This window comes from Streptomyces sp. NBC_01003 (assembly GCF_045162695.1).
GTDB lineage: Bacteria > Actinomycetota > Actinomycetes > Streptomycetales > Streptomycetaceae > Streptomyces.
In genome coordinates this window covers 9,568,006-9,591,123 of record NZ_CP108707.1, presented here as the reverse complement: position 1 = coordinate 9,591,123, position 23,118 = coordinate 9,568,006, and the positions used below count along the sequence as shown (strand labels likewise).

Annotated in this window: 21 protein-coding genes; 11 read left to right on the top strand and 10 right to left on the bottom strand. The window is 68.4% G+C overall.

The window, feature by feature from the left end:
* Positions 1 to 77: 77 nt before the first annotated feature.
* Positions 78 to 1,976 (top strand): multicopper oxidase family protein, encoded by a 1,899-nt coding sequence (locus OG698_RS44090; protein ID WP_406109764.1) that lies wholly within the window; start codon positions 78 to 80, stop codon positions 1,974 to 1,976.
* 185 nt (positions 1,977 to 2,161) lie between these two features.
* On the top strand, positions 2,162 to 3,274 hold the full coding sequence (locus tag OG698_RS44085; protein ID WP_406109763.1) for an ABC transporter substrate-binding protein: 1,113 nt from the start codon (positions 2,162 to 2,164) through the stop codon (positions 3,272 to 3,274).
* Positions 3,275 to 3,677: 403 nt separating this feature from the next.
* Here the strand turns inward: OG698_RS44085 and OG698_RS44080 are convergent, their stop codons facing one another.
* The 3 genes from OG698_RS44080 to OG698_RS44070 all read right to left on the bottom strand — a co-directional run bounded on the left by OG698_RS44080 (position 3,678) and on the right by OG698_RS44070 (position 7,496).
* Complete coding sequence (locus tag OG698_RS44080; protein ID WP_406109762.1) at positions 3,678 to 4,928, bottom strand: MFS transporter; 1,251 nt, start codon at positions 4,926 to 4,928, stop codon at positions 3,678 to 3,680.
* A 132-nt stretch (positions 4,929 to 5,060) separates the two neighbouring features.
* Entirely contained in the window at positions 5,061 to 6,284 is a 1,224-nt protein-coding gene (locus OG698_RS44075; RefSeq protein ID WP_406109761.1) for a low temperature requirement protein A, read from the bottom strand.
* 186 nt (positions 6,285 to 6,470) lie between these two features.
* On the bottom strand, positions 6,471 to 7,496 hold the full coding sequence (locus OG698_RS44070; RefSeq protein ID WP_406109760.1) for a chitinase: 1,026 nt from the start codon (positions 7,494 to 7,496) through the stop codon (positions 6,471 to 6,473).
* Positions 7,497 to 7,657: 161 nt separating this feature from the next.
* On the opposite strand from OG698_RS44070, the gene OG698_RS44065 reads away from it, so the two are divergent.
* From OG698_RS44065 to OG698_RS44045, 5 genes are all read left to right on the top strand, one after another.
* A complete protein-coding gene (locus tag OG698_RS44065; protein WP_406109759.1) occupies positions 7,658 to 8,068 on the top strand; it encodes a hypothetical protein in 411 nt (136 codons plus the stop codon).
* A 19-nt stretch (positions 8,069 to 8,087) separates the two neighbouring features.
* Positions 8,088 to 10,487 (top strand): bifunctional polysaccharide deacetylase/glycosyltransferase family 2 protein, encoded by a 2,400-nt coding sequence (locus OG698_RS44060; protein WP_406109758.1) that lies wholly within the window; start codon positions 8,088 to 8,090, stop codon positions 10,485 to 10,487.
* A gap of 125 nt (positions 10,488 to 10,612) precedes the next feature.
* Complete coding sequence (locus OG698_RS44055; protein ID WP_406111623.1) at positions 10,613 to 11,698, top strand: acyltransferase; 1,086 nt, start codon at positions 10,613 to 10,615, stop codon at positions 11,696 to 11,698.
* 285 nt (positions 11,699 to 11,983) lie between these two features.
* Positions 11,984 to 12,808: a class I SAM-dependent methyltransferase gene (locus OG698_RS44050; RefSeq protein WP_406109757.1), complete on the top strand. Its 825-nt coding sequence runs from the start codon at positions 11,984 to 11,986 to the stop codon at positions 12,806 to 12,808.
* A gap of 259 nt (positions 12,809 to 13,067) precedes the next feature.
* The gene (locus OG698_RS44045) at positions 13,068 to 13,454 is read left to right on the top strand and encodes a MerR family DNA-binding protein (RefSeq protein WP_406109756.1); all 387 of its coding nucleotides are present in this window, start codon (positions 13,068 to 13,070) and stop codon (positions 13,452 to 13,454) included.
* Between the two features lie 7 nt (positions 13,455 to 13,461).
* Here OG698_RS44045 and OG698_RS44040 read toward each other — a convergent pair whose 3' ends face one another.
* Positions 13,462 to 13,953 carry a GNAT family N-acetyltransferase gene (locus OG698_RS44040; protein WP_406109755.1) on the bottom strand — a complete coding sequence of 164 codons (492 nt, stop codon included), beginning with the start codon at positions 13,951 to 13,953 and terminating at the stop codon, positions 13,462 to 13,464.
* Positions 13,954 to 14,009: 56 nt separating this feature from the next.
* Between OG698_RS44040 and OG698_RS44035 the strand changes: the two genes are divergently transcribed.
* Entirely contained in the window at positions 14,010 to 14,588 is a 579-nt protein-coding gene (locus OG698_RS44035; RefSeq protein WP_406109754.1) for a TetR/AcrR family transcriptional regulator, read from the top strand.
* A 178-nt stretch (positions 14,589 to 14,766) separates the two neighbouring features.
* On the opposite strand, the gene OG698_RS44030 is transcribed toward OG698_RS44035, so the two are convergent.
* Complete coding sequence (locus OG698_RS44030) at positions 14,767 to 15,969, bottom strand: erythromycin esterase family protein (protein WP_406109753.1); 1,203 nt, start codon at positions 15,967 to 15,969, stop codon at positions 14,767 to 14,769.
* Between the two features lie 68 nt (positions 15,970 to 16,037).
* Between OG698_RS44030 and OG698_RS44025 the strand changes: the two genes are divergently transcribed.
* Positions 16,038 to 16,787 (top strand): TioE family transcriptional regulator, encoded by a 750-nt coding sequence (locus OG698_RS44025; RefSeq protein WP_406109752.1) that lies wholly within the window; start codon positions 16,038 to 16,040, stop codon positions 16,785 to 16,787.
* A gap of 171 nt (positions 16,788 to 16,958) precedes the next feature.
* On the opposite strand, the gene OG698_RS44020 is transcribed toward OG698_RS44025, so the two are convergent.
* The 4 genes from OG698_RS44020 to OG698_RS44005 form a co-directional block, all read right to left on the bottom strand.
* The gene (locus OG698_RS44020; protein ID WP_406109751.1) at positions 16,959 to 17,210 is read right to left on the bottom strand and encodes an ester cyclase; all 252 of its coding nucleotides are present in this window, start codon (positions 17,208 to 17,210) and stop codon (positions 16,959 to 16,961) included.
* An 86-nt stretch (positions 17,211 to 17,296) separates the two neighbouring features.
* Complete coding sequence (locus OG698_RS44015) at positions 17,297 to 17,662, bottom strand: DUF1801 domain-containing protein (RefSeq protein WP_406109750.1); 366 nt, start codon at positions 17,660 to 17,662, stop codon at positions 17,297 to 17,299.
* 109 nt (positions 17,663 to 17,771) lie between these two features.
* Positions 17,772 to 18,668 (bottom strand): hypothetical protein, encoded by an 897-nt coding sequence (locus OG698_RS44010; RefSeq protein ID WP_406109749.1) that lies wholly within the window; start codon positions 18,666 to 18,668, stop codon positions 17,772 to 17,774.
* A 73-nt stretch (positions 18,669 to 18,741) separates the two neighbouring features.
* Positions 18,742 to 18,936 carry a hypothetical protein gene (locus OG698_RS44005; RefSeq protein WP_406109748.1) on the bottom strand — a complete coding sequence of 65 codons (195 nt, stop codon included), beginning with the start codon at positions 18,934 to 18,936 and terminating at the stop codon, positions 18,742 to 18,744.
* A 424-nt stretch (positions 18,937 to 19,360) separates the two neighbouring features.
* Between OG698_RS44005 and OG698_RS44000 the strand changes: the two genes are divergently transcribed.
* Positions 19,361 to 21,550 (top strand): SpoIIE family protein phosphatase, encoded by a 2,190-nt coding sequence (locus OG698_RS44000; protein ID WP_406109747.1) that lies wholly within the window; start codon positions 19,361 to 19,363, stop codon positions 21,548 to 21,550.
* A 277-nt stretch (positions 21,551 to 21,827) separates the two neighbouring features.
* Here OG698_RS44000 and OG698_RS43995 read toward each other — a convergent pair whose 3' ends face one another.
* Positions 21,828 to 22,247 (bottom strand): MarR family winged helix-turn-helix transcriptional regulator, encoded by a 420-nt coding sequence (locus OG698_RS43995; RefSeq protein ID WP_406109746.1) that lies wholly within the window; start codon positions 22,245 to 22,247, stop codon positions 21,828 to 21,830.
* 61 nt (positions 22,248 to 22,308) lie between these two features.
* Here OG698_RS43995 and OG698_RS43990 point away from each other — a divergent pair, with 61 nt between their 5' ends.
* The gene (locus OG698_RS43990; RefSeq protein ID WP_406109745.1) at positions 22,309 to 23,109 is read left to right on the top strand and encodes an alpha/beta fold hydrolase; all 801 of its coding nucleotides are present in this window, start codon (positions 22,309 to 22,311) and stop codon (positions 23,107 to 23,109) included.
* Positions 23,110 to 23,118: the final 9 nt, after the last annotated feature.

Below are 23,118 nucleotides of genomic sequence, written 5' to 3'. Positions count from 1 at the left end.
AACCAGCCCTGTATCCATGCATCGTCACGCGAGGCGACGAAAGGCTGGAGACGATGGTTGGGCGACGGAGATTCCTCATGGCCGGTGCCGTGGGCGGTGCGGCCATGCTTCCACGGGGTGCGGGAGGGCAGGCGTCTGCATCGGACGGTCACGGTCACGGGTCAGCGGCTGCGGACACGTCGATTCCGCACACCCCCAAGCTGAAGAAGTTCGTTGACCCGCTGCCCATCCCGACAACAGCCATCTCGGATCCCTCTGTCTATCCGGGCGCCGACTACTACGAGATCACGATGCGGCCGGGCACGTGGCGCTTCCACCGGGATCTCGGGCCGGCCAAGGTGTGGGGCTACTGGGCCGCGAACCCGCACGACCCTCGCAAGCCGATCGGCATGGGCTACCTGGGGCCGACCCTCAGCGTGACCAGGGACCACCCGACGGTCGTCAAGTACCGCAACCACCTGCCGACCACCCACCTGTTCCAGTTCGTGATCGACAAAATTCGCAATGGGGACCCCCAGCTCACCCCGACCCCTCCGCCTCCCTACAAGCCCATGCAGCCGTTTCCCGCGAACGTCAACGTGTGGAACGTCGTACACCAGCACGGCGGTTTCACGGCGCCACAGTCCGACGGCATGCCGCTGCAGTCGTTCAGCCCGGACGGCATCCACGCCGAGTCCTACAGCAGCCTGGACCCGAGCCGGGTCAAACCCAACGAGGCGATCTGCGCCTACACCAACCACGACCGTTCCTGCATGCTCTGGTATCACGACCACGGCATGGGGATGACCAGCGTCAACGTCTACGCGGGCCTTGCCGGTCTCTACCGCGTCGGTGACCCCGCCGACGATCGGCTCGGACTGCCGCGAGGCGAATTTGAGGTCCCCCTCATCCTGCAGGACCGGACCTTCCACCCGGACGGCTCACTCGCCTACACCATGACGTTGCGGGAAGGCGAGGACACCCCGGTCGTCAACGGGAAGGCGTATCCCTTCCTGGCGGTCGAGCAGCGACGCTACCGGCTGCGCGTTCTCAACGCTTCGAACGAGCGCTTCTGGCGCCTGAGGTTCGACGTTCCCGAGAAGGTACTGCCTCAGCCCGTCCTTCCGTTCTGGCTGATCGGCACCGACGGCGGCCTCCGCACCCCGTTGCAGATGCTGAACTTCCTGATCTCGCCGGCCGAACGGTACGACCTGATCGTCGACTTCACCCATATGCCCATGGGCACGAAGGTCAAGCTGACGAACTACAACGCTCCCGTGCACTTCCCCGGCGGCGGCGGACCGGAAATCTCGGAAGTCATGGAATTCCATGTCACCAAACAGTTGTCCGGAGGCGGAGACAGGTCAACGCCGCCCAAGAAGCTCGAGCTGCCGAAGGCCGCCCCCATCAAGGTGACGGCGCGCACCCGCCGGCGGGAATGGGTTCTGTACCAGCACAAGCTCTTCACCACCATGACGTTCAACGCGGTGCCGTTCATGGAGCCGTCCGAGGACTTCATCAAGGCGGGCTCGACAGAGATCTGGGAGTACATCAATCCCAACCACGACGCCCACCCGATGCATGTCCACCTCGTCAACTTCCAGGTGTTGAACAGGCAGCCGATCGACGCGGCCGGCTACCAGGAACAGTACGAAAAGTGGATTGACGGTGGCCGCAAGCCGGAGGACAGGCCTGTGTTGGCGAACTATCTCACCGGTCCCCCGATTCCGCCGGACCCGGATGAAGCACTGTCCCGCAAGGACACGGTCAAGTCCTATCCGGAGACGGTGACCAGAATCGTCATCAATGAATTCGACCCGCCGACGGAAAGGATCGCGGGGCTACCGGGAAGTGGCACCGAGCTGCCGGCGACGTACGTCCAGCACTGCCACATCCTCGAACACGAAGACGACGACCTGATGCGACCGTGGACGATCGTCGGCGACGACGACCACCGCGGTGGTGACCACGTCGGTGGCTTCGGCGACCACCACTGACGGGATCGACCGACCGACGGCTCGCCGCCCCCACCTCCGGGGCGGCAAGCCGTCGTTGGGGGTCGCGCACCGGATGGGGCGCCGAAGGTGGCCCTGTTCGACTACTCTCGGCGCCACTGACGTGCACTCTGCGATCCGATCCGGACGAAGTGCCACCGGATCGTCGCTCAGGGGGGCGCCAACTCATGAATACGCCGGCATCACCGCCTGGAGTGGAGCAGGCTGACGGATCATCCGTCCGGATCGGCGCTCTCGTTCCGCTGACTCGGCCCGGCTGGGTCGAGGCAGGCCAACACCTCCTCGCCGGACTCGAGTTGGCCGTTCGCGAAGTCAATGACGGCGGCGGAATCGTCGGAAGGCCTCTCGAGCTGGTGGTCCGAGACACGGCCGCTGATCCGCAGAAGGCCGCGACGGCAGTGGATGAACTGGCTCGCATGGGCGTGGCGGCATTGGCAGGCGAATATCACAGCGTCGTCGCGCGCGCCGCTGCTGCCAGGGCCGACGCCCTCGGCATGCCCTATCTCTGCTCGTCAGCGGTTCTCGACGCGCTCACCGATCAGCCGACGGAATGGGTCGCGCGCCTCGCGCCGGCGCAGTCCCACGGGTGGCGGATATACGCGGACTTCCTCCTCGGCGCGGGCCACAGCCGAATCGCCGTAGCAGCCCAGCCGAGTGTCTACTGGGCGTCCGGGGCCCGCATTCTGCGGGATTACCTCGTTCCACGGGGCGGCGCCGTCATCGAACTCGACATGCGCGAGCTCGACCCCGCAGCGCTGTGCGACGAACTCGTCGAGAATCACGCGACAGCCCTGCTTCTTCTGGTCGGCCATCCGGAGCCGGCAGTGTCGATCGTCAAGTCCGTACGCCACGACCAGCGCCTCGCCGAGATGCTGATCGGTGCTCCGGCGGGGCAACCGGAGTGCGCGGAATGGGCGAAGCTGCTGGGCGACGACGGCGCCGCGATCCCGTTCCTGCGCTACCTGCCGGAGCACCTCGGCCCACTCGGTGCACGAGTCGAGACCGCGCTCCGTGAGCGGCTGGGCGAAGCGCCCTCCTTCGTCGCCTTCGAGGGCTACGACACGATCACTGTCCTCGCCGATGTGCTGCGTTCGCACGGCGCGGACCGGTCGCGCATTGCCGAGTCCTGGCCGCGCGTTGCAGTCGAAGGCACCCGGGGGCAGATCAAGTTCTCCCGCACGCCTGGCATCAGCGTGTGGCAATGGGCCTGGACGTCGGTCCAAGTGGTTGACCGGGACCCGGCGGAACCCGATCGCTTTCGGATCCTCCACACCGGCTGACCGAGCACGGGGGACGGTTCAGGCACGGCAGGCCGGCATCTCCAACGGCGGGTTCGCAAGGAGGTCCCCCCGACTCGCCGCAGTACGCGCCGCTCCAGGACCCGACGATCGAGCTGGGCCTACGGGCCCTGCTGGGCGCCGCCCGGACCTGGCTCGCCGACGGAGAGTAACGACGAGCCAGTGCTGGCCGGCCACGGGTGAAGGGCGGGCGCGCCTCACCTGTGGCCGATCCACCCTGCTTCGTCCTGTACGCGGCCACGCCGCCCACCCGAACTCACAGGCTCGGCGGGCCACGGTCGTGGCAGATGGTCATCTCCGCCGTGTCCGGGCCGCCGTACGGGCAAATGACAGCGCCTTCGTCGACGAATGCGCAGACGTGAGACGGCTCCGGGCCCCCTCTTGGTCACGTGCGGGCCCCTGCTGGGAAATCGAGTTCGTCGGCGGTGCGGGCCCCGCGGGTACGAGAGACCGTCAGCGCGAGCGCCTGGGCGGCTGCTCCGGACAGTCCGGTCCACAGGGCGAAGCGATAGCTGACCTGGTCGGCGAGTACTCCGCCGAGCGGTGCCCCCACGGCTACCATTCCCCAGTTCATCGAGCGGATCGTCGCGTTCATGCGGCCGCGCAGCCGGTCGGGTGTCACCGCTTGCCGATAGCTCATCTCCACCGGGCTCTCGATGCCGATGGCCAGGGACACGATGAAGAAGGCGAGCGACACGGAGGCAAGTGCCCACGGTCCCCGTCCGGCCAGGACCAGGGGCAGCCAGCCGATCGCGGCGAGCAGGCGGAAGGCGATCAGAGTGGGGCCGACGTCCAGCCTGCCGGCCACGCGTGCGGAGAACGCGCCGCCGAGTACCGCTCCGACACTCGCGAAGGCGTAGGTGGCAGCCAGGCCGAATTCGCCGATCTTGAGCTCGTTCAGGGCGAAGACCACGAAGACGGTGCTGACCATGCTGTTGAACAGCAGCATCGCGTGTGAGGTCAGGGCGATGGATGCCAGCGTGCGATGCCGGTAGACCCATGCCACCCCTTCGCGCAGCTCGCTGCCGAGGCTGCGCCGTGCACCGCCATCGGGGACGGGGTCGGGTGCCTTCACCGAGGCGAGCAACAGGGCCGACATCAGATAAGTGACGGCGTCCACCAGCACGGCCAGCGGCGCCCCCATGATTTTGATCAGCACCCCGCCGATCAGAGGGCCGGTGGAGCCGGCCACCGCGCCCGCCTGCTCCACACGGGCGTACCCCGCGTTGAGCAGTTCTTTTGGTACCAGCTGTGGCACGTACGACTGGTTCGCCGCGTCGAACAGCAGTGACAGCACCCCGAACGCGAAGACGAAGAAGCACAGCGTGGGGATGGTCAGCCGGTCCAGCGCATACAGCACGGGTATCGCGCCGAGCAGGACCGCTCTTCCGAGGTCCGTGGTGACCATCATCGGCTTGCGTCGGCGGCGGTCCACCACTACCCCGGCAACGAGTCCGAAGAGCAGATACGGAACCCAGCGGGCGGCGTTGACGATGCCTACCTCAGTGGCGGATGCGCTCAGCGCCACGGCGGTGAGGACCTGCAAGGCCAGCCCCGTGATCTGAGAGCCGAAGGCGGATACCGCCGAGGCGGTCCAGAAGCGTACGTACCCAGGAACTTCCACCAGGCGCGGCATGGCTGGACAGTACCAGCGAGGAATCACCGGCAGACCAAGCCGGACTCGCGGGAAGTCGGAAGGGGCGAAGGCCGGCGGGCGGGCCACCAGGGCCTGCACCTGTGCCCATCGCCCCCTATCCGCGGGCAGTTGTCACTGGTTCTGCGAGTCGAGGCCTTCCAGCATCCGGCGCTGGTGGCGGTGGCCGATCGTCTCGTAGCCGACCACGGTGACGAAGGGGGCCAGCATCACGATGAGGAGGCATGCCGCGATGGCGACGCCGGCCACAGACAGGAGCACCGCCGCGAGCAGTACGGCCAGCGTGAGCGAGATCAGCAGCACGTGGAACGGGTCGGCCGTGGACAGCAACAGCGTGTGGAGGAGATACACCATGAGCAGGTAGAGGCCGACCGGGACGGCCAGGGACAGCACCACCGCGACGTCACTGATCTCCGAGTGGTGCTCCAGGTGCAGGCCCGCCACGTGGAGGCCGGCTCCGGCCCCGGCCACCCCGACGAAGAGCGGGATGTGCCCGTAGCCGAAGAGGTATCCGCGGCTGCGGCGGTGTACGAGGATGTCGCCGAAGGGGGTGGAGAAGTACACCCACCACATGCCGAAGGTCAGTCCGACGCCGGCGACGACCACGGCGATCGCGTTGCCGCTCCAATGGGTTCCGTCCACACCGCCGAGAAGCTCCCCCGAGGACGCGACGGTACCGACCACGCCCTCCCCGAGAACGATGATGGCGAACAGGCCGTACCGCTCAGCGGCATGGTGAGGATGCCACGGAGTTCCGCCCGCATCGCCCTGGGTGAGGACAGGCAATGCCAGTTCGAACGCACCGAGGACGATGAACGCGGCGAACACCGCATTGAGCGGCAGATGCGTGAACGCGATAACAACCCAGCCGACTTGGACGATCACCGTCCAGCGGATGTTCGCCATTCCGACGTCCCGGAATGTGGGGGACTCCCGGGCGGCGCGCCACCACTGCAGCACCATCGCGATCCGCATCACGACATACCCGAGCACCATCACCCTCAGGTCGAGGTGTTCGCCCTCGTCGACCGAGTGGAACATCGCGGGCAGGCCGAGCGAGAACACGACGACGCCGATCATCTGCAACATCGTCAGCGCGCGGTAGAGCCAGTCGTCCGTGCCGAACGCCGACGCGAACCAGCTGAAGCTGATCCACGCGACACTGATCGCGAACATCGCCAGCACAAATGCGGTGACCGCCTCTCCGGTATGCCCCTCGGCAACCATCTCGGCGAATTGGGAGGAGGCGGTTCCTACCGCGACCACAAACGTCAGGTCGAACAACAGCTCCAGCGGTGAAGAGACCCGTCCGGGTTCTTGGGGATCGCGGCCAGTCATCGGCACCCGACTGTGCGCCAGATTGCCGCCGGCACCTTGAGGGTGGGGAGAGTCGCACATGCGGAGCATGATGCCGCATCAGTGCTCGTCGAACTGAGTGATGCCGGACAGGCGCCCGAGGTGCGTCGGTCACGGTCTCGCTCTCGAAGAAGGCATCGGCGCCGCCCCTGTCCCGAACGCGTCGCCTCAGTCGGACAGGGCCTTGCCGAAGGCTCCCGAACTCTGCTGCACACCACTGCAGTTGGTGAGCGCGTCGTCCGACGACGTGCCGGCAGAGGAGCACTGCTGGTCGCGGAACGTGGACCACATGGAGACCCAGGCAAGCTCCTTCGTCTCCGCGAAGGTACGCAGTTGGGCGGCATCGGAAAGGGTGAACGTCTCCTTGTCGATGTCGTTCGTGCCGAGCATCGGCGTCACGGCGAGTCCGCGCCACGCGTTCCTTTCCGACAGCCCGAAAACGTCGGCGAGTTGGGCGTGGGCCGCCTTGGCCGACGTAATGGCGTAGTCGCCCATGTCGCCGGTGTAGGACGTGCCGTAGTTCATCGTCATGATGTTGACGCTGGACACCTTGACGCCTTGGTCGTTGGCCGACTCCAGGAGGGCCACGCCGTCCGCGTCCAGGCCCGAGGGCATCACGGGAAGTGTGAAAGACACGTCGAGGTCGGTGCGCTTCTTCTGGAGCAGGGCGATCGCCTTCGAGCGCAGGGTCACCGAGTCGGAGTCCTTCAGCGCATCGCCCTCGATGTCGAAGTCGGCCTGGGTGGCGCCCGCGGCGTCGAGCGTGGCGGCGTAGGCGTCGGCCAGAGCGGACGCGCTGCCGCACGTCTCGGCCAGTTCCTTGCCGGACGCCCCGCCGAAGGAGACCCGCACGGTCGCGCCGGACGACTCGAGTGCCGAGATCCGCTTCTTCACCGTCGCGTCGCCGACGGCCTCCGTGCCGTTCCACGTGGGCGTGCAGGAGCTGCCGTCCGCGATGGTGAAGGCCAGGTTGTACGCGGAGGGGGACCCGGCCGCGTCCAGGTCCGAGGCGTCCGTGGCGCTGACGTAGGGGGCGAACGGGCTGGATGACGAGGGTGCGCTCGCGGCCCGTGAGGGCGCGCCGTGCGGTGACGCGTCGGCCGGGCCAGGGCTCCCCGATGAGCACCCCGCGCAGGTCGCTGCCGCCACCAGCGACACGACAGCGGCGGCCGGCCTCCCCAGAACATTCCTCATCGCGCATGCACCCATTTCTTGTCGGTCCTGTCCCGGAACTGAAACACGTAAGCCTGTGATCCAGGTTTCATCAGGCACATCACAGCGAATTCAGGGCCTTCTCAGGGTGCGCACAGGAATGCCTGTGATGGGCCACATGAAGATCCCTTAGCGTCCCGAGAATGCATTTCGATTCCTCCGTCGAAAACCGTGCCAGTGGGCGCGGAAGCCACCGCAAACGTGGAAGAGGGGCCGATGAAGGCCCCGTATTCGTCGACAGTTCCGGACGGCGGGCCAAGCTGCTGCGCAGGTTCGGCCTTGCCGTGGTCGTCGCCTGTGTGGGCTACGCGGTCGTCCTCGGCCTGTCGTTCATGGGGTGGGGCGTGTCCGTGAGCACGACGGACCTGCTGCCCTTCGGCGGCGCAGGTGGTGGAGGTGGCGGCGTCGGCACCGGTCGTGTTCCGGCCGACGCCGGCTACGGCGCCCCGGGAGGCGCCGGTCAGCAGCAGGGAACGCCTCCGACCACCCGCTCCTCCCTCTCGCCCAGCCCTTCGCTGCCCGCCCCCTCGGCATCAGCCGCCGACGCCCACTGACGCGCAGGTAAGGGAAAACATGACCAGCAACACCTCTGCGCGGCGCCGTCGCCGTGCCGCTCCCTCCCGCTTCGAGCGCGCCGGGCGTAGAGCCGCCGCTCTGCAGCGGCCACGCGTCGTCCTCGCGCTCGTTCTCGTCCTCGGACTCGTCAGCGTGATGATGCTCGACGGATATCTGCGGGCCGAGGTCCTGGGCGACCACCGCGTCCGCACCGACGCGTCCTACGACAAGGTGCCGCAGCGCATCCTCGACGGCGGACCGATTCTGACCTCGACGAACGGTTCCATGCGGACGCAGTCCGTTCCGAAGAAGACCATCGTGCTCACCTTCGACGACGGTCCCGACGCCACGTACACCGAGAAGGTCCTCAAGATCCTCGCGGACAACGAGGTGAACGGCACGTTCTTCCTCGTGGGTTCCATGATCGCCCGACACCCCGGCATCGTGAAGGACATGGTCGAGCAGGGGAACGAGGTCGGCCTGCACACCTTCACCCACGTCGACCTCTCCTATCAGAGCGACGCCCGTGTCAAGCGTGAGCTCACGCAGACCCAGCTGGCGCTCGCGGGAGCGGCCGGCATCACCACGAAGCTGGTGCGCGCGCCCTACTCGTCCGAGGCCGCCGCGATCGACAACTACAGCTGGCCGGTCTACAAGAAGCTCGGCGCCATGGGCTACACCAGCGTCTTCGTCGACACCGACAGTGACGACTGGAAGAAGCCGGGCGTCTCGAAGATCGTCCAGTGGGCGACGCCGAAGAAGAACAAAGGCGCGTCGGTGCTCTTCCACGACGCCGGCGGCAACCGTGACCAGACGCTCAAGGCGCTGCCCAAGTACATCAAGAAGATGAAGGCGAAGGGCTACACCTTCACCACGGTCAGCGGCGCCATGGCCAGGACGGTGGCGCGGGGCGGCGGCTCCGCACAGAACGGCTCCGCCGAGAGCGGCTCCGCGCAGGGCGCCGGTGCGCAGGGCGCCGGTGCGCAGGACGGCGACACGCAGGACGGAAGCGCTCAGCCCGGTGAGGCGCGGAGGTCCGGCCAGGCACCCGGTGGCGCGGCCCAACAGGGAACCCCTCCCTCCTCCGGCACGAACGCTCCGGGCGGTGCCCGCAATGTCGACCAGGCCGCCCACTCCAAAGCCACCGGCACCACCCTCTACGAGGGCAAGGCGCTCATCGTGGCGGTCGCGATCGCAGAGTGGACCGTGCCGACGCTGGCCGTCTTCCTCGCGGTCGTCGGAGTCGCCGTGATGGCGCGATTCGCGATGATGCTGGTCCTCGCGCGGCGCCACTACAGGCAGCGCAACAAACGCCGGTTCAGCTGGGGGACGCCCGTCACCAGGCCGGTCAGCGTGATCGTGCCCGCGTACAACGAGAAGGAGTGCATCGCCAACACCCTCAACTCCCTCGCGCAGAGCACGCATCCCATCGAGATCATCGTCGTGGACGACGGCTCCACCGACGGCACGAAGGAGATCGCCGAGTCCCTTGGCCTGCCCAACGTGCGAGTGATCCGTCAGGAGAACGCAGGCAAACCCGCGGCGCTCAACAACGGGGTACGCAACGCCAGTTACGACATCGTCGTGATGATGGACGGCGACACGGTCTTCGAGCCGGACACCGTCCGGCAACTCGTGCAGCCCTTCGCCGCCCCGGACATCGGCGCGGTCGCGGGCAACGCCAAGGTCGGCAACCGCAACACGGTCATCGGTGCCTGGCAGCACATCGAGTACGTGATGGGCTTCAACCTGGACCGCCGCATGTACGACCTGCTGCGCTGCATGCCCACCATCCCCGGAGCGATCGGAGCGTTCCGGCGCCAGGCCGTCCTCGAGGTCGGCGGCATGAGCGAGGACACCCTCGCGGAGGACACCGACATCACCATCGCGATGCACCGCGCCGGATGGCGTGTGGTGTACCAGGAGCATGCGCGGGCCTGGACGGAGGCGCCGGCCTCGCTCAAGCAGCTGTGGAGCCAGCGCTACCGTTGGTCGTACGGCACCATGCAGGCGCTGTGGAAGCACCGCAAGTCCCTCGTGGACAAGGGGCCTTCGGGTCGCTTCGGACGGGTGGGCATGCCCCTCGTGGTGCTCTTCCAGATCGTCACGCCGGTCTTCGCGCCGCTGATCGACCTCTTCACCGTCTACTCGATGATCTTCGTGGACTTCAAGGCGTCCCTGCTCGCTTGGCTGGCCGTGCTCGGCATCCAACTCGTGTGCGCCGCCTACGCGTTCCGCCTCGACGGAGAGAAGTACCGCTACCTGTGGATGCTCCCGCTCCAGCAGATCGCGTACCGCCAGATGATGTACCTGGTCCTCATCCACTCCTCCGTCACCGCCCTCACGGGCGGCCGGCTGCGCTGGCAGAAACTCAAGCGCACCGGCGAGGTCGGAACGCCGACGGGGGTGGGGCGGTGACCTCGGAGGCACAGGGGAATCGCCACAGAGCCGCTCGGCGCACGCGCGCAACGCCCGAAAAGCCTGAAACACCTGAAACACCGGGAACGCAGGGCCTTGATCAGGACACCACACCTCTCCGTGCGATCGAGCCGGGCGACCGAGAACCCGCCGTGCCCGAGCGGTCAGGAGTCCGGGCGGGCGGCCGCGACCGGTACTTCGACACGCTTCGCGCCCTCGCGCTGATTCGCGTCGTGGCCTACCACACGTTCGGCTGGGTGTGGGCGGGCCTCGTCTTCCCCTCCATGGGCGTCATGTTCGCGCTCGCCGGGTCACTGATGGCCAAGTCCATGGAACGGCCGGCCCTTTCGGTGATCAGAAGCCGGATACGACGGCTCCTGCCGCCCTTCTGGCTCTGGGGAATCTTCGTCGTCCTCGCGATGCTGCTGCACGGCTGGATACCGGGATGGCAGGTCGTGTACTGGGTGGTGCCCCTCGGCGACCCGCCGGGTAACAGCTGGGGCATGCAGGCCTGGGAGATCCTCTGGTATCTGCGCGCCTACCTGTGGTTCGTGCTCCTGTCGCCGCTGCTCCTGAAGGTGTTCCGACCGGCGCCGGTGGCGGTGCTGCTCGCTTCGCTCACGCCGATCCTGGTGCTCCAGTTTGTGTGGCAGCCGCCGGACAACCGGTTCGGCAGCGGTCTGCTCGACTTCGCCACGTTCCTGTTCTGCTGGCTCGCCGGTTTCGCTCACCGTGAGGGCATCCTGGCCCGTCTGCGTCCGGGACCGGTCGTTGTGCTGTCTGTCGCGGCACTTGCCTACGGTGCCTGGTTCGCCCTCACCCACCAGGCGGAGTACGGGAGTTACGACCTGGACGACATCCCCCTTGCGCAGGCTTTCTGGTCGGCCGGGTTTGTGATGCTGCTGATGTACTCGAAGGCGTACTTCACGGTCGACTTCGCGTGGCTGGCGCGCTTCAAACGGCTCGACCGGATTGTGTCGGTCTTCAACGCGCGGGCGATGACGATCTACCTCTGGCACGAGATCGCACTGATCCTCGCGGTGCCGCTGATCGACCAGTTCTGGAACGTGCCCGCATTCGCGAAGTACCTGCCGCTGGAGAGCCAGTGGTTCATGTTCGGTGTCGGCTGGGTGCTGATCGCCGCGGCGATCCCGCTGGTGGGCTGGGTGGAGGACGTCGCGGCGAAGCGACGGCCTCGGCTGCTGCCCTGAGGTGGTCGTCGGTCGCTGGAAGCACACCTCGAGCCATGCTTCCGGCGACGCCGGCACGGATCTGAGTCGTCCGGGTAGCGGCCCGGCGCGCCTCGGCGGCGCCGGCGGCCGCCGATAGAAGATCGGTGGGGCGGTGGCCTCGGGAGGGGCCGCCGCCACACCGACCCACAGATGAAGAGGTCCGGCCTTGAAACTGCTCTACGACCCGGCGTTCCGGCCCCGCGCCGACCGGGCACCGGTACTCATCGATGACGACGCCCACGGCGTCTCGGCCAGGGCCGCGATGTGACCGCCACTCCGCACGGGGACGTGCCAGGCGGCGATCGCTATGGCGAGGCCGTCTTCCGTCCTGAACAGGCCGGTGAGGCCGAGCGCATCGACTTCGGCGCCCTCGCCTACGACGACATCACCATGGCGCGACTGCGGGCACTCGGCGTCGGCCCGGGGTGGCACTGCCTCGACGTGGGCGCCGGTACGGGCACGGTTTCGCGCCGGCTGCTGGACGAGGCCGGGGTGGCACGTGTGCTCGCCGTGGACCGCGACACACGTTTCCTCAGCGCACGGCTCGTGCCCGGGCTCGACGTGCTGGAAGCCGACGTCACGGCCTCGGACTTCGTCCCCGGCCGCTTCCGGCTCGTCCACGCGCGCTTCGTGCTGATGCACCTGCCCGAGCGCGAGCGCCTGATCACGGCTTTGGCCGAACTCGTCGCGCCCGGCGGTGTGCTGGTACTCAGTGACGCGGTCGACCTGACGAGTGACCGGACGCCCGACACGCCGTACACCGTGATGATGCGCGCGATGTGGCAAGGGCTGCGGACCACCATCGGCACCGATGTCTCCTGGGTTCCGTCGTACCCGCAGCTGCTGCGCGAGGCGGGGCTCGTGTCCGTGGCTGCCGAGATCCATGTGCCGCCGCTGCTGCCGGCCAGCCCCATCAGCCGCTTCTGGGCGGACACATGGGAACGCAGCACGGCGGCGATGCTCACCACCGGACTGATCGATGACGCGGCCGTCGACGCGGCGGTCCGGTACCTGGACTCCGACGAATGCGCCGCGCTGTCGGCCGGCATGCTCACCGCCTGGGGATGGAAGACCGTGGAGGGCCCTTGATGGCCGGACCGACGCCAGGCAGTGAGTAGCCCACCGCTCTCAGCTGCCGAGAAGACGCGTCGACAAGCCAGGGTGCGATGAGGGCGTCGGGCGGCGCGCGTCGAAACCGAGCACGTCGATTGCCGTATGAACCTCAACAGCTGGTACGAGGCACTCACCCCTGAGACCCTCCGCACCAGGCTGACGGAAGGCGGCAACACCGTGGTTCCCGAGAGCGACATCCACGCCCACAGTCGCGCAACCGCCAACGCGGGCCGGGTTGCTGCCGGAGCCTCCCCGCACGTCGAGCGGCTACCGTGATTGCGCGTCCGATGCGGCCCTGCGCCTCGGCCTCATCCGCGACGCCCAGGGCGCCGGCCTCAGCCTGGCCGAGATCCGCTCCGTCCTGGAGCTACGAGGCGGCGGCCGGGCCCCGTGCGGGCACGTCACCGAGCTGATCAACGATCACCTCACCGACATCGACCGCCGCATGGCCGAGCTCCTCGCAACCCGCACGGAGCCGAGGAGAACCGACCGTTTCATCCGCGTCGCCGTCGCCGACCACGCCGCCTACGAAGCCTTCCTCACCGGCACGCTCAGCGGCCTGCCTTGCGTTCGACGGCTCGAATCCCACCTCACCATGAAGATCGTCAAGACCAGCCCCTGACGCCCTCCTACAGACTGCGCTGCCAGGTCTGGCCGACCAGGTCCTGGCCGAAGCTGTGATGGGGCTCTTCGGCGACGAGTTCGAAGCCGTGCTTCTGGTAGATGCGCCGGGCCGAACCGAGCACATCGTTGGTCCACAGGGTGATCGCCTCGTACCCGGCTTCCCGCGCGAAGCTCAGGCACTCCTCGACCAGGCCGGCTCCCAGGCCCAGGCCGCGCGCGTTCGGGTCGACGAGCAACAGGCGCAGCTTCGCCGTCCGGTCGTCATGGCGAACGCAGAAGACGCAGCCGGCCCGCGCTCCGTCGACCTCGGCGATCCAGGCCGCCTGCGGACCTGGGCTCTTCCCCTCGGCGTAGTCGGCGACGATCCGGCTGACCAACGTTTCGAAGCCGGTGTCCCAGCCGAACTCGCGGGCGTAGAACTCACCGTGCGCCATCACCACCCAGCCCAGGTCGCCGGGCCGGCCCAGCGCCCGGACAACCGCCTCGCGCTCTGCCATGTCGACCTAGACTCCCGTTCCGCTCACTGAAACGACTGTTTCAGTAGACTAACGCGGTGAGCCGATCCGAACCAACCCCCTCCCCGCGACGGCAGGAGCTGCTGGAAGCGGCCTACGCCTATGCCCTGCGCAGCGGCCTGGGCGACCTGTCCCTGCGCCCGCTGGCCGAGGAGATCCACTCCAGCCCGCGCGTACTGCTCTACCTGTTCGGCAGCAAGGACGGTCTGATCCGCGCCCTGCTCGCGCGGGCCAGAGCCGACGAACTGGCACACATGCAGCAGGTCGCCGAGGCACAGGACCGGGGCGAGGGGCTGCAGCCTGTCGCCCGGGAGTTGTGGCGATGGCTTTCCGACGAGGCTCACCGCGGGCTGCTGACGCTGTGGGTCGAGAGCTATGCCCGTTCCCTCGTCGAACCCGACGGGCCCTGGGCCGGGTTCGCCCGCGACACGGTCGGCGACTGGCTGGCGCTGCTCGCCGCCGGCCAGCCCGCCGCGCTACGTGACACCGAGGCCGCTCTCACCCAGCGCACCCTCGTACTCGCGGTCCTGCGGGGCGCGATGCTGGACCTGCTCGCGACGGGCGAGACCGCGCGCACCACCGCGGCGGTCCATCATCAGCTGGCCGCTCTGGGGTGACGCGTGCCCGTCTCGATCACGCGGGGGGCCGCGGTGGCCTCGCCCTTAGGGCACTACGTGACCTGGGTACCGTCACCGACCGTGCAGACAGGTCGAGTTCGGACCAACTGTTCGTGTCGAACGCGGACCGGCCGAACCGGCTCTTGGCGCCGCCGCATCGATCGGGTCGTCGCGCACGCTAGCTCCGCGGGACGTCCTTGACGAACACGATCCCGTCGTACCCGTCCAGGTGGGCCGGATCGAGTGGGGCGTAGCCGTAGTAGGGGGACACGCGGGCGGTCGGCTGCGTATCGCCGAGGGCGGCAGTCAGGCCGTGGGCATCGACGACGTAGCGGTCCTCCTGGAGGGTGTACAGGAGTCCTTCGACGGTGTCCGGCGGCGGGGTGTCCACTCCCTTGTGCTGGATCGTGCCGAGGGCCGTGGCCAGGAAGGCGTACCCCTCACCCAGTTGGGAGTTCACGAGCGCGCCCGCGCTCCACCACTCCAGCAACTGGCCGCCCATCCGCATCGTGCTCTTGTCCCGCTGGAGATGGCCGTTGTGGGCGTGGATCAGTGCCGGGTCCCGTTCGGCGAGGGCGAGGAGGTTTGCGGCCATCATCGAATCCCGCAGGCCGACCAACCGCGTCAGGCGGCTCGGTGAGGTGTGGGCCATCCAGAAGTGGTAGCGCAGCAGGCCCGTTGCGGTACGCCCGTACAGGCGCGCCCGGTCCCGGTCGTCCCGCGATGTCGCTGCGATCAGGTGCGGTGTCTGCTCGTCGAACAGCGCCACCAGATCGTCGGCGAGCAGCCGCAGCTCCCTCGCCTCGGCCGACTGCCCCACAGACTCGGCCGGGTCCATCATCGCCGCGGGATTGGTCCACGGGTCGTCGGCGCCGAGCAGGCGGTCGAGTGTCTCCGCGGTGCAGGGAAGCAGGCTCGCGTCCACCCAGGCCGAGAGGTAGCCGTGAAGTGCGGTGAGGGCCTGCCGGGGGCTCGCGGCGCCGGTGATTTCCAGCGGGCCGTCGAACCCGGCGAAGTGGAGCCGCTCGGACTCGGGCTGCCCCTCGTTGTGGGCACGCATCCAACGTACGAGTTCGCGGTTGGCCGCGGACTCTCCCCAGCCGTGACTGAATCCGTGCGCCATGACAGCGTCGAGGGTGCCCGTGCCCGTGGTGACGTAGTCGTCCACGACCAGGCCCGTCATGCAGTCGCTCTCGATCGCGATCGTCCGGTAGCCCTCCTGCTCGACGAGTTGCCGGAAGAGCTCGTTGCGCACGTCGAGCAGAGCGTCCTCGCCGTGAGTGGGCTCCCCCAGAGCGAGCAGCCGCGGCGGGGCCGCGAGCAGCCTCATGACGGCGGCCGCTTCGACAGCGTGGGCGGTGTCCTTGATGTCAGTAGCCATGCCTTAAACGCTATCGTTGAACCTTCGATTGAAACTTTTCCGCGATACCGGCAGGATTCGGCAGGCCCATGGGATCAGACCTTCAAAGCAGGAGGCGGCTCAGGCCGGTTGATCTGGCGCGCGAGCACGGCCTGTCGACCCAGGCGGTCAGGAACTACGAGGAGGCCGGCATCCTTCCGGCCGCCCGTCGCACACCTCACGGCTACCGCACCTATACCTCGCTGCACGCGGGAGCCCTGCGCGCGTTCCTCGCACTGCTGCCCGGCCACGGTCACCAGAGGGCGACGTCGATCATGCGGGCGGTGAACGAGGGCGCGGCCGAGGAGGCGTTCCGTCTCATCGACGAGAGCCACGTCCAGCTCCTCGACGACCGCCGTACCCTTCAGGCCGTCGAGAACGCCCTTGTCGACCTGGAGCCCACCACCGCGTCCGAGCCCGGTGCGGGGTCCGAGCCGGCTCCCGTGACCGGGCCCGGCGGCACGTTCATCGGGCCGCTGGCAGCCAAGCTCGGAATCCGGCCCGCGACCCTGCGCAAGTGGGAGGGCGCCGGGCTGATGCACCCGCGCCGCGACCCGCGGACCGGGTACCGGGTCTACGACGACGCCGACGTACGGGACGCCCGGCTCGCCCATCAACTCAGGCGGGGTGGCTACCTGTTGGAGCAGATCGCCCCGCTGATCGCCCAGGTACGGGCGGCCGGCGGCCTTGAGCCGCTGGAGGCCGCACTGTGCGACTGGCGGGGCCGGCTGTCCACCCGCGGGCGGGCCATGCTGACCGGGGCCGCAGAGCTGGACGCGTATCTCCGCGAGCGAGGCTGAGACTTCGGTCGACAGCCGAAGGGACGAGGGGCACAGGCGGTTCCGTCTCGGCTGACCCGTGCGCCGATGTCGGCCTGGTAGGGGACTCGGGGTCCGGACTCGGGGCCCCCTCCGCAGGTCCACCTTCAGGAGTTGCCCGACCGAGGACTCGCTCGTCGCGGGACGGCGAATCTACGCGGCCGGCTTCTGGAGGAAGGCCGTGAAGCCGGCGCCCGACCAGTGGTCGATGATCTTTCCGACCTCAATCCGGTCGACCGTCGTCGCGGTGAAGGAGGCGGAGCGTCCGGTCGGCGGGTAATCGAGGAACTGCCCGGTGTGGTGTCCGCCCGACAGCCGGCGAGTGGCCACCTTGTCTCCCTCGGCAAGCTGGTCGAAGACCCTGATGGCGAGGTCGTCGAACGCAGCGATCAGGTCGCTGTCCATCTCCAGCCAGGGCTGCCGGTAGAACCCGCGGGGATGGAGCCGGCTGACGCCTGGCCGCGGCGTGCTTGCTGCGCCTGCACCGGCCGTCAGCAGCTCTTGCCCGGCGCGGCCGCGGTAGCCCGCAACAGGTCTCGCACCAAGTCGAAGTCGATGCTCTCCGGTTTCCGGAAACGCAGGCAGCCCTTGCCCATGTCCTGCGCAGCCAGCCGCGCCGTGAACGCTTCCCGGACATCGGACCGCAGAAGATAGAACGAGACGTACTGCTTCTGGCTCGCGAAGGCGATCTCGGCAGCGCCGTTCCGCTCGTATGCGGGCATTCCGTGTGCCATGACCTCCTCGAACCCCTTGAGCTCGGTACAACACAGCTGCCGCAGCCTGGTCAGGGCTTCCCTGCGCCCCTCCGCCACCTCGTCGAGATACCCGTCGACGTCTTCCGCGCTGCTCTGCACCATGCGGTCGAGCGTACCCACCGGGACCCGGCCGCCGGCCCGCCCACAACTCGTCGGGCCGCACAAGGGGCGGGAACCGAGTCGGCGAAGGCCCTCCGCTTCCCGCCGTCTGTCATCCGCCGGATTTCCTGTGGCGGCGCCGACGCCAGTGCCACACTGCGCCGACCGCTACGGAGGCAGTGAACAGGAGGATGCCCACGACAGGCCAACTGCTGTCGGCGATCCGCACGCCCGTGACGAGGGTGGCCGCGACCAGGGCGACCGGCACCAGAAGGGAGAGGAGGGTGCGGGCGGCGCCGGCGATCGAGGCAGGGTCGAGGCGCGACCGCCGCCGGGAGACCAGCGCGGAATCGGTGAAGTAGAAGGCTGTGGCCCGGTCCGTCAACCGGGTGGTGGCCTGGTGGTACGACATCGCCATGTAGGGCAGCCAGACCAGAGGGGCGACGATGCCCACCACGAACACCAGCCCCAACAGAACCCATCGGCCCGCCTGCACCAGCCTGTGTGACCAGCCGGTGCGCTCGGGCGCGGTGAGCAGTCCCAGCACCCGGGCCATGCGCAGAGTCAGGTTCCACAGCACGACGGGATGCCGAAGCGCGGCCCGTTTGCTGGTGGCCGGCTGTTCCCCGTGGCAGACCGCGAGAGCCTCCCGGGCCCGGCCGGGGTTCTCGTGCACGCCCTGGAGGACGAGGAGCTCGGTGGCGCGGTCGTCGGCCGTGGGATCGCCGCCTCTCAGCGCGGCCAGCTCCAGGACCGTACGGGCCTGGCTGAGCAGCGCAGCGCAGAACGCGACAGGTACGAAAAGCAGGAACGGGCCACCGACGAAGGCTCCCTCGAACACCGTGGCACGCCGCCCCCTGGCCGTCACCAGTGCACGGAGCCCTGCCGGATCCATATCCGGGTGGTCCCTCCTGATACGGGCGACCGAGCGGGCGGCGGCGGGGCCGAGCCGCCGCACCGCGAAGGCGGCCAGGGTCTCCGGGAGGCACTGCGGATCGTCGAGTGCCACCCGGAGGAGCCACCGTGCGGGCGACAGCTCCGGAGGGGTGTCAGGGAGTTCTGATCGCGAGCCTGGCACGGGGTCACCACGCTTCTGTGGCCGCGGTGGGGCCCGGCCGTGGTTGCGCTGTTCGCCGACGCTTCGCCCGGACGGCGACGTAGGCCGGGGCCGCGTCGTACAGCACACTCGGAGAGGTCACGACGATGGCACTGGTGAAGCTGGCGGCCATGAGGACCATGCGGGCGGTGAGCGAGCCCGAGACGGTCAGCGTGGCCACGCTCGTCCTCCAACGATCAGCCGGTCCTGGGGCGGTTCGCATCAGTAAACGTCGAGGGAATAAAAGGTACATCTTGGATACATCGAGATTGTTGCACGCCGAGGTCAGGCCGTTCCGGGGCCGAGGGGGATTGCGGCGGAGAGGGCCGTATCCTCCCCCGGAAAGGACGACCTGGTCGTCGAGGTACGTCAGGGCGAGTGCCGCGGTGGTGCCGCCGGAGTGTTCGCGGACGTGTGGCCTTCGTCCTCGCATGCTCCCTCGCGGGGATCACCTCGGCAGGCGTGTCCACCATGACGGCACACCAGCGCGCGGTACGGCCTGGTCAAGATCCCGCCGCCGTCCACGGCCAACTCCACAGCCCGTCGCGCCGCAGACAGATCCGCCCGGAGGGGCGCACGTTCAGAACCTTCGGTACGTTTCCGGCATGGAGAACGATGTCGACGCATTCCTTCGTCGCCTGGCTCAAGAGCTCAGGCCACGGGCGAACGAGTCGGCCGGCGTGATGCTGCGGCGTATGCGCCGCGACCTTCCCGAGCTGTGGGGGTACGAGGACCTCGCCGCTTTCGCGCCGGCGGAAACCGCCGGACATGTCGCCGCCTTTCTCGACGTACTCGAACACGGCCTCGGTGCGACCGAGATCGAAACACCTCCTGCCGCCCTGGAGGTGGCTCGCAGGTTCGCTCGGAGCGGGGTACCGGTCAGCAAGCTTCTGCGTGCCTACCGGCTCGGCCACATGACCCTGCTTCAGCAGATCCAGGCAGAGGCCACCCGTCTCAGCGTCGACTGGGAGCTGATCAACGCTGCGGGGACCAGACTGGTGGCGATGGCCTTCGAGTACGTCGACCGCGTCTCGGAACAAGTCGTCGCGGCCTACCAGGAGGAGCGCGACCGCCGACTGCAGCGCCGGCTCATCCTGACCAATGAGGCGAGCAGGCTGATCGGGACCACGCTCGACATCGCCCGCACCGCTCAGGAACTCACAGAGGTCTGCACCGACGAATTCGCCGACCTCGTCGCCATCGACCTCCTCGACTCCGTGCTCACCGACGAAGGCACCTACACACCCGTAATGACACCGGTGCTGCTCCGTATCGCCCAGCGATCCGTCCTGGACGGCTGTCCGGACTCCGCCGTCGCCACGGGGCAGACGCATTCCTACCCTGCTCGGTCGGAGCCCGCTCACGCACTGACCACGGGGCAGTCACTCCTGCACCTCGTCACGGCCTCCGGTGTTCCCGCGTGGATGGCACCGTCTTCGGACCACGAAGACACCCTGTGCGCCCTCGGCCTCCACTCGATCCTGCTGCTGCCCCTACAGGCCCGAGGGAACACCCTGGGCCTCGCACAGTTCGTTCGCCATCGAACCGCGGCTCGCTTCGACGACGACGATCTCCTCCTGGCCCAGGAGATCGCGGCCAGAGCAGCGGTGTACATCGACAACGCCCGCCGTTACACCCACGAACATGTCACCGCGCTCACCCTCCAGCGCAGCCTGCTGCCGCAGCGTCCGGCGGCGCAGTCCGCAGTCGAGGCGGCATCCCGCTACCTGCCCAGCGGATCCCACGCGGGCGTGGGCGGCGACTGGTACGACGTGATCCCGCTGTCCGGAGCACGCGTCGCCCTCGTCGTGGGCGACGTCGTCGGCCGCGGCCTCCACGCTGCCGCCACGATGGGCCGCCTGCGCACGGCTGTGCGCGCCTTCGCCGACATCGACCTGATGCCCGACGAACTGCTCACCCACCTGGATGACGTGGTCATCCGCCTTCAGCGCGAAGAGGCACCGGACACGGGCGAGACCAACGCCACCTGCCTGTACGCGATCTACGACCCGGTGTCCCGTCTGTGCTCCCTGGCGAGTGCCGGACACGTTCTGCCGGCTGTGGTGACTCCCCCGCCCGCCAACGGTGACGCTCAGGCCTCCAAGTCGGTGTACTTCCCGGACCTGCCGATCGGCCCACCGCTGGGCCTGGGCGGACTCCCCTTCGAAACCGCGCAGTTGGAACTGCCGGAGGGCAGCCTGCTGGCCATGTTCACCGATGGCCTCATCGAGAGCCGCACTCGTGATGTGGACACCGCACTGGCCTTGTTGCGCGACGTCCTCGCCCAGGCACCGGACTCGCCGGACGAGGTCTGCGACCGGCTGCTGGCCGCGCTGTTGCCCAGCCGTCCCGCCGATGACGTCGCCCTCCTGGTGGCGCGGCCCCGGGCACTCGACCCCGGCCACGTCGCCACGCTGGACCTCCCGTCCGACCCCGCGACGGTCTCCGGAGCCCGCACCTTCGCATCCTGCACCTTGACCGCGTGGGGCCTGGAAGAGCTGTCCTTCTCAACGGAGCTCATCATCAGCGAACTGGTGACGAACGCGATCCGCCACGGCAAGAGCCCTGTTCAGATGAGGCTCATCCTCCAGGACACACTCACCTGCGAGGTCTTCGACTCCAGCAGCACCGCCCCGCACCTCCGCCGCGCCCGGAACTCCGACGAGGGCGGCCGCGGCCTGCTCCTGGTCGCCCAGCTCGCGGAGCGCTGGGGCACACGGCACAGCCGCGAGGGAAAGGTCATCTGGGCGGAACAGGTGCTTCCTACCGCCCGGAGGGCCGGAAGCCGGCTGTGACCGCCGGGCGGCGCCCTGAGTGTCGGCCGCCGCCAGCCACGACGACGTCAGCGCGATCCACCCGCCCCACGACCGTTGCACCGCGACGTCGCGAAGGGAGGGGAACCGGTCGTAGAAGCCACGGGCCTCGACCAGGCACTGCTTTTCGAGCTTGTCGATGACGAAGATGGCGTTGGAGGTTCGCAGCTCATGCGCTCGGCGAGCTCACGCATGAACATCGGCCCCGGCATCTCTCACAGCGCGGTTGAACGCCTGAACCATCAGGCATTACTCAGGCCTACTCGGCCGGCTCTGCGTTGAGACGCTGGAGCAGATCGAGCAGGGTCGCGCGATCCGGGTCGGGCAAGGCGGAGAAGCAGGTGGCGAGGACCTCGTCGGCGACTTTGTGGCCGGCTGCCAGGAGTTGCTCGCCGGCAGGCGTGAGGTGGTGGTCGATGCGCCGGCCGCGGCCCGGCCGGCGCTCGACCACACCCTGGGCCGCGAGGCGGCCGACCAGCGCTCCGAAGGCTTGCTCCGTCTGGAACGTCGACGCGGCCAACTCGCGGGCCGACGCCCCGGGTGAGCGGCTGATCGCGCGCAAGGCGTCCCACTGGGCCAATGTGGTGCCGACCGCCGAGAGCGCGCTGTCGAGCGCCCGGTGCTGCCGGTACTGGGCCTGCTTGACCGCTCTGCCGAGTTCTTGCAGCTCACGATGCATGGATGAAGTCTACGCCACAATTAAGCTAGCTTATATAAAGATCCTTAGTTACAGTGGGCGCATGTCCGCCAACGACGCAACAGCCGCGTACGCCGACCTGCCCCTCACCGTGTCCGATGCCGGAACGGGGAGGCCGGTCCTCATCCTTCACGGCGGCGGAGGCCCGGCCACAGTCGCCGCGCTCGCCCAGCACCTCTCCCGCACCACACACACCCTCACGCCCGTGCACCCCGGCTGGGACGGCACGCAGCGCCCCGAGTGGCTCACCGGTATCGAGGGCCTGGCACACTCCTATCTGCGATATCTCAGCGACCGCCGACTCCGGGACGTCCTCGTCATCGGCTCCTCGCTCGGGGGCTGGATCGCCGCCGAGATGGCCACACTTGACACCGCAGGAACCCTCACCGGCCTCGTCCTGATCGACGCCGTCGGCGTACACGTGGAAGCGGAACCGATCACCGACTTCTTCGCTCTCGACGCCCGCGGCGTCGCGGACCACTCGTGGCACGACCCGGACCGCCACTACGTCGACCCCGCCACCCTCCCGGCCGCCGAACTGGCCCGCAGGCAAACCAACATGGCCACCATGCGTACCCTCGCGGGCGATCCCTACATGCACGACCCCGGGCTGCTGCGCCGACTCGGGCAGGTCAAGGTCCCGACGCTCGCGATCTGGGGAGAGAGCGACCGCGTCGTCAGCCCCGCGTACGGCGCCGCCTACACCGACGCCTTCGCCAACGGCCGGCTGGAGATCGTCCCCAAGGCGGGACACCTCCCTCAGATCGAACAGCCGGAGGCCACCATCGCACTGATCGAGGCCCACCTCGACCGGACGAGCACCCGTTCCGTCGGAGATCAGTAGCCTCACCAA